A 12,732-nucleotide genomic window follows, 5' to 3' on the forward strand; every position below is an offset into this window, starting at 1 on the left:
GAGAGCCTGATGCGGGTTGGATTGTATCCCGGAACCTTTGATCCAATCACCATGGGTCATATAGATATCATCCGTCGTGCATCGGCGCTGGTTGATAAGCTTGTGATTGGTGTCGCGATCAATCGAGACAAGGGGCCTCTGTTCTCTTTGGAGGAACGCGTAGCCATGATCGAGGCTGAATGCGCGTTTCTGACCGAACAGACAGGAACCGAGATTGTCGCGCATCCCTTCGAGAATCTGCTGATCGATTGTGCCCGCGATGTTGGGGCTCAGATCATCGTGCGCGGTTTGCGCGCCGTTGCGGATTTTGAGTATGAATTCCAGATGGTTGGAATGAATCGGGCGCTGGATGACTCGATCGAGACAGTCTTTCTGATGGCCGAGGCACGGCATCAGGCTATTGCGTCCAAACTGGTCAAGGAGATCGCGCGGCTGAACGGGGACGTATCGAAGTTCGTCACGCCGCGGGTCAACGACGCCCTAAAAGAGCGTCTAGGCTAAGCCACCCATCGCGGCAGCCGTGTCCAGCATGCGGTTCGAGAATCCCCATTCGTTGTCATACCACGCCAACACCCTGACCAGAGTGCCGTCTGTCACCTTGGTTTCTGTCAGCGACACGGTCGAGCTGTGCGAGTCGTGATTGAAGTCGACAGAGATCAGAGGTCGTGTTTCTGTAGCTAGAACGCCGGGAGTTTTGACCGCGGCCTCGACGAACAATGCGTTGACTTCTTCTTCGGTTGTGGACCGGGAAACTTCCGCAACCAGATCAACAGCAGACACATTGGGTGTCGGCACGCGAATGGCTTGCCCAGTCAGTTTTCCCGCCAGTTGCGGCAGAACCAAACCCACCGCAGAAGCTGCCCCTGTCGTTGTTGGAATCATCGACAGCGCTGCAGCACGGGACAAGTAGGGGTCTTTACCCGCTGCATCATGTACCGGCTGGCTGGCTGTATAGGCATGAATCGTCGTCATGTTGCCATGCTTTATCCCCAACCCAGCATCCAGAGCAGCTGCGACAGGCGCCAGGCAATTTGTCGTGCAAGACGCGTTTGAAACTACCTTGTCCTCGGGCGTCAAATCGTGATCGTTGACGCCGAAAACGACGGTTTTGACAGCTCCGTCGCCCCGGGCAGGGGCAGAGATCAGGACTTTGTTTGATCCATTCTTGAAATGCCGCGAGGCCGAGTCGCGCGTGCGGAATACGCCGGTGCATTCCAGAACCACGTCCACATCCGACCAGTCCAGAGACTCGGGATCACGTTCGCTGCTCAGTCGGATGGGGCCGCTGCCAATATCCAAACCGGCTTCTGACAGGGTAACAGGGTATGGAAAACGGCCATGCACGCTATCGAATTCGAACAGGTGTGCGTTCATTTCAGGCTTGGCCAGATCATTGATTGCAACAATCTCGATATCAGTGCGCCCGGTTTCCTTCACCGCCCGCAAAACTCCGCGCCCGATCCGTCCAAATCCGTTAATAGCCAGTTTGAGTGTCATTATGCGCTCCGTCAAAATGCGGTTCAAAATTGGTTAGCGCTAACAAAGCGAGGCAAGTCAAAAAGTCAAGGAAAACCTATGTTACCGCCAGAAGGCGAGCCAATCCAAAAAGCTGTAAAGTTTCTTGCTGAGGAACAGCAGATGATCGGTTCCGAAGAAGGCGATGTCCAGCATTATCCCGCCGAGAATTAGGATTCCAAGCCAGATGGCGATTTGATTGGTCATGGCTGTCCCGAACGAAAAAGGCCCGCCCAGATAACCTGAGCGGGCACAATGGTACAAGCGAAGTCCAAAGGCTCAGTTAAGGCGGCCCATGGCTACGGCAACATCTGCCATACGGACCGAGAAGCCCCATTCGTTGTCATACCAGGCCAGAACGCGCACCATGCGGTTGTCGACCACACGGGTCTGATCCGGCGCGAAGATCGAGCTTTCCTCGGTATGGTTGAAATCGGTTGAAACCAGCGGTGCGGGTTCAAAACCCAAGACCCGCTGCATTGGGCCTTTCGCGGCTTCTTCGACAATTGAGTTGACTTCGGCAACAGTAACGTCACGCGAAGCGCGGAAGCTCAGGTCCACGGCCGAGACATTCGGGGTCGGGACGCGAATTGCGGATCCATCCAGGCGACCCTTCAGGTTTGGCAGAACCTCTCCCAGAGCTTTGGCCGCTCCGGTGCTGGTTGGAATCATCGACATTGCAGCAGCGCGGGCGCGGTAGAGGTCGCTGTGGCGGCGGTCCAGCGTTGGCTGGTCGCCGGTGTAGGCATGGATCGTGGTCATGATGCCGTGTTCGATACCGATGCCTTCGTCCAGTACTTTGGCCAGCGGTGCCAGGCAGTTTGTGGTACAAGAGCCATTGGAGACCATCTTGTCTTCTGTTGTCAGGCTGTTGTGGTTCACACCAAACACAATGGTTTTGTCGACATTCTTGCCAGGAGCCGACAGCAGGACCTTCTGCGCGCCACGCTCAAGATGCGTTTGAGCCTTCAAACCGTCATTGAACTTACCAGTACATTCCAGAACAACGTCGCAGCCATCCCAGTCTAGTTCATTCATGTCATAGGTCGAGAACATCTCCATCGGGCCACGGCCCAGATCCATGGTGTTGCCGTTGATGGATACATCCCGCGGGAATCGTCCGTGAATGCTGTCATATTTCAGAAGATGCGCTGAGGTTTCCAGCGGGCCGGTTGCGTTAACCTTTATCACTTCGATGTCGTTGCGTGCCGATGCGGCGATGTGCGACAGCGTACAGCGGCCGATACGACCAAAACCATTGATACCGACCTTGATGGTCATCTGATGTCTCCAAATGCGCTTGCTTCGCAGGCCATATAGCCGTGAAAGGGGAATCTCAAAAGGGCAAAAATGGTATATTTTGAAGGTGGTAGCGCAAACTTCACCCGATTGCGCTAACGCTTGCGCTAAGGGTTGGATCAGGTAGTGTCGGCATCGGCGGCGAAACGAGAGGATGCGCGATGAGTGGTCTTTTGGCCCTGTTGGACGATGTGGCGGGCATTGCCAAGGTTGCGGCAGCGTCAGTAGACGACGTTGTCACGGCGGCTGGCAAAGCCGGTGCCAAAACAGCAGGTGTGATCATTGACGATGCCGCGGTAACGCCGAAATACGTACAAGGCTTTGCGCCTGCACGAGAGTTACCGATCATCTGGCGCATCGCGCGCGGGTCCGTTTTCAACAAGATCGTCTTGTTGTTGCCTGTCGCTCTTCTGCTCGCAAATCTCGCGCCCTGGCTGATCACCCCGTTGCTGATGATCGGTGGATCATATTTATGCTTCGAGGGTGCCGAGAAAATATTCCACGTCCTGTTTCCGCATGGCAGTCATGTCATCGATGAGGACATGAAAAATCGCGACCCCGGACATCTGGAAGAGCAAAAGGTCAAAGGTGCGATCAAGACCGATTTCATTCTGTCTGCCGAGATCATGACTATCGCATTGGCCGCTATCGAAGCGCCCAACTTGTGGATGCAGGCGGCGACACTGGCTGTTGTGGGGATTGGTGTGACGGTCGCCGTTTATGGCTCGGTCGCGCTGATCGTGAAGATGGATGATGTGGGCCTGTATCTGGCGCAGAACGCGCCGACGCCCGTGGGGCGTGGCTTGGGGCGTGGTCTGGTCAAAGCAATGCCTGGCGTGATGAAGACGCTGTCGATTGTCGGAACCGCGGCAATGCTGTGGGTCGGCGGGTCGATTATCATTCACGGAATGGAAGTTCTGGGTTTTGGCTGGCTGGGCCATCACATTCATGACTGGGCCTATGCCATCGGGCATTCGGTTTCGGAACAGTGGGTGGGCGCTGTGGAATGGATTTCCAAAGCCGCGATTGACGGTGTGTTTGGTTTGGCATGGGGGCTTGTTTTGATCCCGGTTGCAACCAAGGTCATCGGGCCGTTGTTCAACAGGAAAGCTGACCACTAAGATGCAGCATTTCCGCTTAGAAACCTTAATAGATGGGCCTATCATCCGAGAAATCGGATCACGCGGGTCGTCTCGGAGCGGTGCATCTTCGCTTCTCTCTGCGCTGAGCATTGCAGCCGACGAAGTGTCGTTCGACGAAGGCGAACTCTACGGTTATTTGCATTTTCGTATTGATACAGCCCTCAAGGCGCAGAAGCGTAGACATTGGTTGGGCGGACGATTCTACAACACTTTGACCGGGCAATCGGCAACCTACGTTCCCCTATCAGGTACCCATCTTCGTCAAGCGTTGTCTTGTATTGGCTTGCAACCACCCGAGAAAGTGGTGGTGCAGGGACGGTATGAGTTGAGATTGGACTACGCTCTGAAAGCCTATGACGCGTTAAAGCTGAAGGTTGAAGCCGAAGCCAAATGAAAAGGGCGGCCGAAGCCGCCCTTTGCTTTATTCTTTGGGATAGGCTTACAGCCCCAGCAGTTCCTTGACCTTGGCAACCGTTGCCTCGGCGGTGATGCCGAAATGCTTGTAGAGCTCACCAGCCGGGGCCGACGCACCAAAACTGGACATGCCGATAAACCCGGCCTTGGCTTCACGGCCACGCTCACCCAGCAACCAGCGGTCCCAGCCACCGGCGCGGACCGCGGCCTCGATACCGACGCGGACAGGGCCTGCAGGCAGGACGCGCTTGCGATAGGCTTCGTCCTGCGCGGCGAACAGTTCCATACAGGGCATGGAGACGACACGGGTGCCGATGCCTTCGGCCTCGAGAAGTGCCTTGGCTTCAATCGCCAAAGAAACCTCGGAGCCGGTCGCGATCAGGATTGCCTGCCGTTTACCTTCGGCCTCGGCCAGAACATAAGCGCCTTGTGCAGTCAGGTTCTTGGTCTTGTGATCCTTGCGCACGGTCGGCACGCCTTGACGGGTCAGCGACAAGACAGAGGGGCTGTCCTTGAAGGTTAGTGCCAATTCCCAGGCCTCGGCGGTCTCAACGGTGTCAGCGGGGCGGAACACATAGGTGTTCGGGGTCGCGCGCGAGATTGCCAAGTGTTCGACTGGCTGGTGGGTCGGACCATCTTCGCCCAGTCCGATCGAGTCATGGGTCATCACGAATACGCTTGGCACCTTCATCAGCGCTGCCAGACGCATGGACGGGCGGGCATAATCCGTAAACGCCATGAACGTTCCGCCATAAGGGCGGATACCGCCATGCAGAGCCATGCCGTTCATCGCAGCGGCCATTCCGTGCTCGCGGATGCCGTAATGGATGTAGCGACCTTTGCGATTTTCCGGCAGGAACACGCCCATATCAGCGGATTTTGTGTTGTTCGAACCGGTCAGGTCTGCCGAACCGCCCACAGTCTCGGTCATGATCGGGTTCACGACGTTCAGAACCTTCTCGGAGGAGGCGCGAGTGGCCAGTTTAGGCTGATCTTCCGACATCTGTTTCTTGAACGCGCGGATCGCACCGGCCAGTTTCTTGGGGGCTTCGAACGCGTAGGCGCGGTTGAATTCGGCCTGCTTACGCTCAGACAGCTGGGCAAAGCGTTCATCCCAAGCGGCACGTTCGGCTGCACCACGAGCACCGATGGCTTCCCAGGCGGATTTCACATTCGCCGGGATCTCGAACGCTTCATGCGGCCAGCCATAGCCTTCTTTCGCGGCTTTCAGCTGGTCTTGATCCGTCAGCGCGCCGTGACCCTTCGATGTATCCTGCGCGGCGTGGCCCAGAGCGATGTGGCTCTCACAGGCGATCATCGTGGGTTTGTTGGACTTTTTCGCCTGAGTGATGGCGGCGTCGATAGCTTTAGGGTCGTGGCCGTCAATCTCGATCACGTGCCAGCCCGAGGCTGCGAAACGGCGCACCTGGTCTGTGCGGTCCGCCATATCAACGGTACCGTCGATGGTGATGTTGTTGTTGTCCCAGAAGACAATCAGTTTGCTCAGCTCGTGGCGGCCGGCCAGCGTAATCGCCTCTTGGCTGACGCCTTCCATCAGGCAGCCGTCGCCTGCAATCACATAGGTATAATGATCAACGACTTTTTTGCCGTAATGCGCGCGCTGAATTTCTTCAGCCATGGCAAAACCAACCGCGTTCGAGATACCCTGACCCAGAGGGCCGGTGGTCGTTTCGATACCGTTGATCAGGAAATTTTCCGGGTGGCCCGCCGTCTTGGCACCCAACTGGCGGAAGTTCTTGATTTCTTCCAGCGTCACGTCATTGTTGCCGGTAAGGTACAGCAGCGAATACACCAGCATCGAGCCATGACCCGCCGAAAGGATGAACCGGTCGCGGTCAGGCCAGTTCGGGGCCGAGGCGTCAAATTTCAGGTGCTTTTCGAACAATACGGTCGCAACATCGGCCATGCCCATCGGCATGCCGGAATGGCCGGAATTGGCGGCGGCGACGGCGTCAAGGGTCAGGGTGCGGATGGCCGCAGCTTTGTCCCAGTGTTCGGGGTTGGCTTTGCGCAGCGCAGTCAGGTCCACGGGCGTTATTCCTTTGGGTTACGGGCAGATGGGCGCTGAATACCATCCAACTTCCAAAGTGCAAGCAGAACCGGTCCTTGATCCGTGCACTTGGTTCAAGAGTGCAGCCCAAGTGATTGAAAGCAAAGAGTGGGTATTTTCCACCACATTCCGTTAGACTAAGCCCAGAGAGCTGCCACCGATGATTCGGGCAGGCGTGCAGCAATACGAACCTTGATAAAGAGGTGACAGGGGCATGAGTCAGATCGAGGAATTACAACGACGTATCATCACCGCCATGGAGCGGATTGGATCCGGGGTAGATGCTTTGAAAGATGCAGCCCCCGCAGGCGCATCGGTAGATCAGGAGTTACGTGTTGCGCTGGAAGATGAGCGCGTAGCCAACGCTCAGTTGGAAGAGCGGATCAAGTCCCTGAAAACGCGCCACGATCAAGAAATCGACAACTTACGCACTGAGTTGGAGAAGGCAGAATCTGTGCCCGCGGATGACTCGGAAGCAGAGAAGTTGCGCGAACAATTGGCCGAGATGGCGTCAACTCTGGCCTCGGTTGAAGCTGCCCGCGCAGAACTGGCAGACGCGAAGGCGGCATTGGATAACAGTGAAGAACTGGAAGGGCTGAAGACCGAAAACGCCCAACTGCGTGCGGAACTGGCAGACAGCGAGCGCGTAGCGGAATTAAGCGCCGAGCTTGAAATGCTTCGTGCAGAACGCAGCAGTCATGGTGCGGCAATGTCCCGACTTGATGATGATCTGCAACGGATGCGCAAGGCAAACGAACAATTGCGCGCGTCTGTCGACGAGCTGCGGGCCGCGTCGCAGGACGGCCTGCCCGATGCCGAGTTGCTAAATCGTGCCACGGTTGCTGAACTCGAGGCGACCCGCGCAGCACAGGCAACCGATGCGGCTGAAGCTCACGCGGTTCTGGCTCGTCTGGAACCGCTGCTGTCGCAGGCCAAACTGACAGAAGGAGAGGTGGAATAATGCCCGAGGTCACTATTCATATCGGTGGTCGGGACTTTGACGTCTCGTGTCAGGAAGGGGAAGAAGTTTTCCTGATGGCAGCTGCCCAATTGCTGGATGATGAGGCGCAGGTTCTGTCCGACCAAATCGGTCGCATGCCGGAATCCCGGATGCTTTTGATGGCAGGGCTGATGCTGGCGGACAAGTCGGCGGCGATAGACGACAAAATCAAGACGCTGGAAGCAAATCTGGAGCAAACGAAGGCCGAGTTGCAAACACTGCGCAACGCACCCAGGCCCGAGCCAGAGCGGATTGAGGTCGCAGTTGTACCGCCTTCCGTCACCGATACGCTGGCTGAAATGGCAGCGCGCGCCGAAGCACTTGCCGCGGTTGTCGAAGAACAGGCGAGTAAATGAGAGTGTTGCGATCTACGTTCTGCGGCGTGATCCTGTCAGTCTTGGCCACATCGGGGCTGGCTGACATCGATATTTTGTCGGTGACGTTCACTTGCGAAAACGACACGCAAATCCCTGTGTCTTATTTCAACGCCTCTGACGGATCGGGCGCTGCAGCGATGGTAATTGATGGAACACTTGTGGCGATGCGGCAGGCTCCAAGCGGGTCCGGCATTCGCTATGAATCCGAGGGAGCCGTGGGCACTTATTCGCTACGCTCAAAGGGGTGGGAGGCGACGATATCCCACCAAGCGGTCGGTGACACAGCCCCTGAACTGGTATTGTTCAAGGACTGCACCAGTCGCTAGTTGCCGGATTACGCGTTTGCTTCGCGGATCTTGTCGGCTGCATCTTTGTTGTAGCCGACACCGTTCTCGTCAAACAGTGTGTCCAGCTCGCCCGACAGGGTCATCTCGGTGATGATGTCACACCCACCGACGAATTCTCCTTTGACGTAGAGCTGAGGCACTGTCGGCCAATCGGAATAATCCTTGATGCCCTGACGCACGTCTTCGTCGGCCAGAACGTTCACGTCGGCGTAATCGACACCCATGTAGTTCAGCACACCGGCCACGCGCGACGAGAACCCGCACTGCGGCATTTCCTTGGTGCCTTTCATATACAGCACCACGTCGTTGGCTTTGACGGTTTCGTCGATCTGAGTTTTAACGTCGCTCATCTTGCTTTTCCTCTTCACCCGCATTCGGGGTGGTCGTTTCGTTCTTTGATGGGTCGGGCACCCATCCTTCTTCTTCCAGCCGCCGATGCTCAGCCTGCGCCAAGGCCAGCGGATCAAGTCCGTATCTTTCGATGCCGCCCACTTTGCTGAGTTTGTCCGGGTCCGGACGCATGTCGGCGAGCTTTCGTTTTTTGTTTCGTTTCAGATAGGCTTCGATCAGGGCGGCGGCAACTATCAATGCTGCGATTACACCTATCCAGAATAGCCAGCCATTCATTTTTTAGCACTCAACCTCGGCGACGTTCGTAGTCGCGGCGTCTCATTTTCCTTGTGACGCGCCAATACCTCGGCCCGTACTTTAGCAGTTTCGGAAGATCACAACACAGTATCGCTAAGAAGTTGACAATATCAAAGACCAGATAGATCAGCCTCGGCAGAACCCATCCGATCGGCTCATCCATTATTCCGGAACTTTTGTCGTCAACGCCAGTGCGTGCAGTTCTCCGTCCGGGCCGTCCATTTTGCCTTTCAGCGCCGCATAAACAGCGCGTTGTTGCTGAACCCGGTTTTTTCCGCGAAAGCTTTCGTCCACGACCATGGCGGACATGTGCACACCGTCCTGACCTCCAACCTGAATCTCCGCGTTCGGAAACGCTTCACGTAGCAGGTGTTCGATTTCGTGGGTGCTCATCGGCATGTAGGTTACTCCTGAAGGTCTTTCTCAAGATGTAGAGCGATGGACGAGCCCGTGCAAGGGGCTGCGATGCTCTCAAAAAAGGCAATCCCTGCACCTTGGCGAAGGTTCAGGAGTTGTATTCGGCAGGGGGTTGCCGACACTTAGGCGACGGCTTCAGCAAAGCTGGTGCGGAACGTTGCGGTCAGCTCGATCAGTGGTGCCTCGGATGCTCCAATCTTGACGGTTTCGCCGGTAAAACGCCCCACCGACACCAACGGAACGCCAGCCTGACCGGCGGTAATCATCAGCGCCTCGGCCTGGTCGAAATTGCAGGCAACCAGATAACGCGCCTGATCTTCACCAAACAGGAATTCGGTCGATGCGTCATCGAGGTGGACACCTATGCCAGCCGCTTCCGCCAGTTCGAACGCGGCCAGCGCAAGGCCGCCATCGGCCAGATCGGTACAGGCTTTGATCATCTCGCGGTTGGCGCGGATGAAATCACCATTACGCGCCTCGGCGTCCAGATCGACATGGGGCGCATCGCCGTCTTCGCGGTTAAATACTTCGGCCAGCAGGGCAGACTGTCCCAGATGGCCATTGGTTTCCCCGATCACCAGGGCAACATGGCCTTCGCGTACTTCGTTTCCAATGATCTCATCTGAATGCTGCAACAATCCGACTGCACCAATGGTCGGTGTGGGCAGGATCGCCTGACCATCGGTCTCGTTGTACAGCGAAACGTTGCCTGACACGATCGGCATGTCCAGCGCGCCAACGGCGGCACCGATGCCCTGGATTGCACCGACAAACTGGCCCATGATCTCGGGCTTTTCCGGGTTTCCGAAGTTCAGGTTGTCGGTTGTTGCCAACGGTTTGGCACCAACTGCGGTCAGGTTGCGATAGGCTTCGGCCACGGCTTGCTTGCCGCCTTCGACCGGATTTGCGCGGACATAGCGCGGGGTAACATCGCTGGTGAAGGCCAGCACTTTGTCCGTCCCGTGTACACGCACCATACCCGCGCCCAAACCGGGCGTGCGGTTCGTGTCGGCCATGACCATGGTGTCATATTGCTCGTAAACCCACTGTTTACCCGCGTAGTTGGGCGATGCAAGCAAGGCGCGCAGCCCGTCGATCGGATCGATTTGCGGTACTTCGGTCAGCGCGACTGGCTCAGGTGTTGGTTCCCATGGTCGGTCGTACTCGGGGGCAGTGGAGGAGAGTTTGGACAGGACGAGATCGGCCTTAACTTCCCCATTGTGCATTATCAGGAAACGGTCTTCGGCGATAGTTTCTCCAACGATGGCAAAATCCAGATCCCACTTTTCGAACACGGCGCGGGCTTCGGCCTCAAGTTCGGGTTTGAGGACCATCAGCATACGTTCCTGCGACTCGGACAGCATCATCTCGTACGCCGTCATGTCTTCTTCGCGCTGTGGTACGTTTTCCAGATCGAGCCGGACACCCAGACCACCTTTGTCGCCCATTTCGACCGCGGAACAGGTCAGGCCAGCTGCGCCCATATCCTGAATGGAAATTACGGCGCCGGTTTGCATCAGCTCCAGCGTCGCCTCCATAAGGCGCTTTTCAGTGAATGGGTCACCGACCTGAACGGTGGGGCGCTTTTCTTCGATCGTGTCGTCGAATTCGGCCGAAGCCATGGTCGCGCCTCCGACACCGTCGCGACCGGTTTTGGCACCCAGATAAACGACAGGCATGCCAACACCCGACGCGGCCGAGTAGAAAATCTTGTCACTGTCAGCCAATCCGGCCGCAAAAGCATTCACAAGGCAATTGCCGTTATAGGCCGGGTGAAAGCGAACTTCTCCGCCGACGCACGGAACGCCAAAGCAGTTGCCGTAGCCGCCGATGCCTTCAACCACCCCGTTGACCAGTTGGCGGGTTTTGTGATGTCCCGGTTCACCAAAAGACAACGCGTTCATGGACGCAATCGGACGCGCACCCATGGTGAACACGTCGCGCAGGATGCCGCCGACGCCTGTTGCCGCGCCCTGATAAGGCTCGATATACGAAGGGTGGTTGTGGCTCTCCATCTTGAAGACCACTGCCTGACCGTCGCCGATATCTACTACGCCCGCGTTTTCGCCTGGGCCGCAGATCACTTGGGGCCCCGAGGTGGGCAGGGTGCGCAACCATTTTTTTGAGGACTTATATGAGCAATGTTCGTTCCACATGGCCGAAAAGATGCCCAGCTCAGTAAAGGTCGGCTCGCGCCCGATGATTTCGAGGATCATGTCGTATTCATCAGGCTTGAGCCCGTGGGCGGCAATCAGATCGGGTGTGATGGCGGGCTCTTGCATCGTTTATCCTGTGTCCAAGTGGGCCGAGATTGCGGGCCTTTTAGGGCAAGGGCGCTCCGGTGGGAAGGGCCAAGAGAGCGCAGGCGCGTCAGAACCGCTGGCCTACGTAGATATACAGGTTGTTTTCCTGCTCGTCATTGCGACTGACGTCGACTGAAAAGTCGAGTGGGAACTTCTTTGAAACACGATACCGCGCACCAATACCATAGGCCGAGTGGGTCCCACCGTCACTGAGGTCGCTGAAGCTGGATCCGACTTGTCCTGCCCCGGCAAAGGCGACCACCCCAATACGTTTCGTCAATCTCTGCCGCGCCTCAACCTGTAGAGATGCCGAATTGAAATCCAGAAACTGAGTGGCCGAAAACCCTCGGAAAGCATCAACCGTACCTAACCCGCATTGATCGAAAAAGGGCGTACCCGAGGATGATCCACACACGGATGCCCGAGCGGCCAAGACTGTTTTCTCGCCGGGGCTGAAGTAATGGGTGTAGTTGGCATAGGCCTTCGAGTAATCCTCCAACACGCCTTTCAGTGAGTATCCATTATACGCTTCGACGTGCAGGTTATGGCCCAATGTGGGATAGACCGTGTCGTCGCGTGCATCCCAGTCTGAGATTAGCCCGATATTGCCGTATTCGGTGACCAGAAACTGATCGAAAGGCGGCGGAATTGGCGGCAGATTTGGGAAGTCCGGGGAAATGACTGTGTCCAGGTACCGCAAGCTCAAACCAAATGACAAGTCAGGCGTCACGCCATAGGAAACGCTGATCCTGGCCAGGTCTCCGTCCTGTTGGATAGGTAGAACGCCGATATCCGTGAAAAGGTCGTATCGCACATCAGCCCGCCCATACAGTGCCTTGATAATCCAGCGATTTTGATCGAATGCAAGGTTTATAGAGGCGCCCCCGACCGTACTCCCATTATCGGATTTCAGCCCTCCAATTCCGAGAACCGAGGGTTTTGAGCCTTCATCCAGGGTGAAAAGATATCCGGCCCCTAAAACAAGGCCAGAACCAATAGTGGGGTTGGAAAACGGGATGGGGGCAAGCACGAAAGACCCCCGCCGAAAGCCAATGTTTTCCTCTTTAGAAGCGCTATCCAGCCCGTTGGTTTGTACATCGACAACACTGCTGGAGCTTTGCGAAAAAGACTTGGTCGGAAGTGTGCCAAGTGAAATCGCAATTACTGCAAACACGGCGTTTCGAAGCATGTCTGCCCCT

15 protein-coding genes are annotated in these 12,732 nt (G+C 56.5%); 6 read left to right on the forward strand and 9 right to left on the reverse strand.

Translation table 11 applies throughout. From position 1 onward, the window contains the following. Positions 1-9: 9 nt before the first annotated feature. Positions 10-501, forward strand: a complete 492-nt coding sequence (gene coaD / locus AC2TDA_RS10800; protein WP_480845658.1) for a pantetheine-phosphate adenylyltransferase — start codon at positions 10-12, stop codon at positions 499-501. Here coaD and gap (AC2TDA_RS10805) read toward each other — a convergent pair. The 3 genes from gap (AC2TDA_RS10805) to gap (AC2TDA_RS10815) all read right to left on the reverse strand — a co-directional run bounded on the left by gap (AC2TDA_RS10805) (position 493) and on the right by gap (AC2TDA_RS10815) (position 2,796). Then, positions 493-1,497: a type I glyceraldehyde-3-phosphate dehydrogenase gene (gene gap / locus AC2TDA_RS10805; protein WP_480879250.1), complete on the reverse strand. Its 1,005-nt coding sequence runs from the start codon at positions 1,495-1,497 to the stop codon at positions 493-495. The two genes, coaD and gap (AC2TDA_RS10805), sit on opposite strands and share 9 nt — an antisense overlap. Positions 1,498-1,578: 81 nt before the next feature. Then, positions 1,579-1,722, reverse strand: a complete 144-nt coding sequence (locus AC2TDA_RS10810) for a hypothetical protein (protein ID WP_480845655.1) — start codon at positions 1,720-1,722, stop codon at positions 1,579-1,581. 72 nt (positions 1,723-1,794) lie between these two features. Further along, positions 1,795-2,796, reverse strand: coding sequence for a type I glyceraldehyde-3-phosphate dehydrogenase (gene gap / locus AC2TDA_RS10815; protein WP_480879251.1), 1,002 nt, complete (start codon positions 2,794-2,796; stop codon positions 1,795-1,797). Positions 2,797-2,975: 179 nt separating this feature from the next. Between gap (AC2TDA_RS10815) and AC2TDA_RS10820 the strand changes: the two genes are divergently transcribed. Together AC2TDA_RS10820 and AC2TDA_RS10825 are read left to right on the forward strand one after the other, a co-directional pair. Next, entirely contained in the window at positions 2,976-3,935 is a 960-nt protein-coding gene (locus tag AC2TDA_RS10820; RefSeq protein WP_480879252.1) for a DUF808 domain-containing protein, read from the forward strand. A gap of 1 nt (position 3,936) precedes the next feature. Continuing rightward, positions 3,937-4,350, forward strand: a complete 414-nt coding sequence (locus tag AC2TDA_RS10825; RefSeq protein WP_480879253.1) for a hypothetical protein — start codon at positions 3,937-3,939, stop codon at positions 4,348-4,350. 45 nt (positions 4,351-4,395) lie between these two features. On the opposite strand, the gene tkt is transcribed toward AC2TDA_RS10825, so the two are convergent. After that, positions 4,396-6,420 (reverse strand): transketolase, encoded by a 2,025-nt coding sequence (gene tkt, locus AC2TDA_RS10830; RefSeq protein ID WP_480879254.1) that lies wholly within the window; start codon positions 6,418-6,420, stop codon positions 4,396-4,398. Between the two features lie 235 nt (positions 6,421-6,655). On the opposite strand from tkt, the gene AC2TDA_RS10835 reads away from it, so the two are divergent. From AC2TDA_RS10835 to AC2TDA_RS10845, 3 genes are read left to right on the forward strand one after another with little or no spacing between them, the layout of a single operon-like run. Further along, complete coding sequence (locus tag AC2TDA_RS10835) at positions 6,656-7,402, forward strand: hypothetical protein (protein WP_480879255.1); 747 nt, start codon at positions 6,656-6,658, stop codon at positions 7,400-7,402. Beyond that, positions 7,402-7,797: a cell division protein ZapA gene (locus tag AC2TDA_RS10840; protein WP_480845647.1), complete on the forward strand. Its 396-nt coding sequence runs from the start codon at positions 7,402-7,404 to the stop codon at positions 7,795-7,797. The genes AC2TDA_RS10835 and AC2TDA_RS10840 overlap by 1 nt, the downstream gene beginning before the upstream one ends. After that, positions 7,794-8,144 carry an MliC family protein gene (locus AC2TDA_RS10845; RefSeq protein ID WP_480845646.1) on the forward strand — a complete coding sequence of 117 codons (351 nt, stop codon included), beginning with the start codon at positions 7,794-7,796 and terminating at the stop codon, positions 8,142-8,144. Before AC2TDA_RS10840 ends, AC2TDA_RS10845 begins: the two co-directional genes overlap by 4 nt. Before the next feature lie 8 nt (positions 8,145-8,152). Here AC2TDA_RS10845 and grxD read toward each other — a convergent pair whose 3' ends face one another. From grxD to AC2TDA_RS10870, 5 genes are all read right to left on the reverse strand, one after another. After that, a complete protein-coding gene (grxD, locus tag AC2TDA_RS10850) occupies positions 8,153-8,515 on the reverse strand; it encodes a Grx4 family monothiol glutaredoxin (RefSeq protein ID WP_480845645.1) in 363 nt (120 codons plus the stop codon). Further along, positions 8,502-8,792 (reverse strand): hypothetical protein, encoded by a 291-nt coding sequence (locus AC2TDA_RS10855; protein ID WP_480879256.1) that lies wholly within the window; start codon positions 8,790-8,792, stop codon positions 8,502-8,504. Before AC2TDA_RS10855 ends, grxD begins: the two co-directional genes overlap by 14 nt. A gap of 183 nt (positions 8,793-8,975) precedes the next feature. Beyond that, positions 8,976-9,212 carry a BolA/IbaG family iron-sulfur metabolism protein gene (locus AC2TDA_RS10860; protein WP_480845643.1) on the reverse strand — a complete coding sequence of 79 codons (237 nt, stop codon included), beginning with the start codon at positions 9,210-9,212 and terminating at the stop codon, positions 8,976-8,978. 140 nt (positions 9,213-9,352) lie between these two features. After that, positions 9,353-11,512 (reverse strand): phosphoribosylformylglycinamidine synthase subunit PurL, encoded by a 2,160-nt coding sequence (purL, locus tag AC2TDA_RS10865; protein WP_480879257.1) that lies wholly within the window; start codon positions 11,510-11,512, stop codon positions 9,353-9,355. Positions 11,513-11,600: 88 nt separating this feature from the next. Further along, positions 11,601-12,722 carry a BamA/TamA family outer membrane protein gene (locus tag AC2TDA_RS10870; RefSeq protein WP_480845641.1) on the reverse strand — a complete coding sequence of 374 codons (1,122 nt, stop codon included), beginning with the start codon at positions 12,720-12,722 and terminating at the stop codon, positions 11,601-11,603. Between the last annotated feature and the right edge of the window lie 10 nt (positions 12,723-12,732).

This window comes from Ruegeria sp. HKCCD6426, assembly GCF_057221115.1.

Bases quoted from the DNA above. Each gene is read 5' to 3' on its own strand.
- coaD (WP_480845658.1), top strand. From the start codon at position 10: ATGCGGGTTGGATTGTATCCCGGAACCTTTGATCCAATCACCATGGGT.
- gap (WP_480879250.1), bottom strand. From the start codon at position 1,497: ATGACACTCAAACTGGCTATTAACGGATTTGGACGGATCGGGCGCGGA.
- AC2TDA_RS10810 (WP_480845655.1), bottom strand. From the start codon at position 1,722: ATGACCAATCAAATCGCCATCTGGCTTGGAATCCTAATTCTCGGCGGG.
- gap (WP_480879251.1), bottom strand. From the start codon at position 2,796: ATGACCATCAAGGTCGGTATCAATGGTTTTGGTCGTATCGGCCGCTGT.
- AC2TDA_RS10820 (WP_480879252.1), top strand. From the start codon at position 2,976: ATGAGTGGTCTTTTGGCCCTGTTGGACGATGTGGCGGGCATTGCCAAG.
- AC2TDA_RS10825 (WP_480879253.1), top strand. From the start codon at position 3,937: ATGCAGCATTTCCGCTTAGAAACCTTAATAGATGGGCCTATCATCCGA.
- AC2TDA_RS10835 (WP_480879255.1), top strand. From the start codon at position 6,656: ATGAGTCAGATCGAGGAATTACAACGACGTATCATCACCGCCATGGAG.
- AC2TDA_RS10840 (WP_480845647.1), top strand. From the start codon at position 7,402: ATGCCCGAGGTCACTATTCATATCGGTGGTCGGGACTTTGACGTCTCG.
- AC2TDA_RS10845 (WP_480845646.1), top strand. From the start codon at position 7,794: ATGAGAGTGTTGCGATCTACGTTCTGCGGCGTGATCCTGTCAGTCTTG.
- grxD (WP_480845645.1), bottom strand. From the start codon at position 8,515: ATGAGCGACGTTAAAACTCAGATCGACGAAACCGTCAAAGCCAACGAC.
- AC2TDA_RS10855 (WP_480879256.1), bottom strand. From the start codon at position 8,792: ATGAATGGCTGGCTATTCTGGATAGGTGTAATCGCAGCATTGATAGTT.
- AC2TDA_RS10860 (WP_480845643.1), bottom strand. From the start codon at position 9,212: ATGCCGATGAGCACCCACGAAATCGAACACCTGCTACGTGAAGCGTTT.
- purL (WP_480879257.1), bottom strand. From the start codon at position 11,512: ATGCAAGAGCCCGCCATCACACCCGATCTGATTGCCGCCCACGGGCTC.
- AC2TDA_RS10870 (WP_480845641.1), bottom strand. From the start codon at position 12,722: ATGCTTCGAAACGCCGTGTTTGCAGTAATTGCGATTTCACTTGGCACA.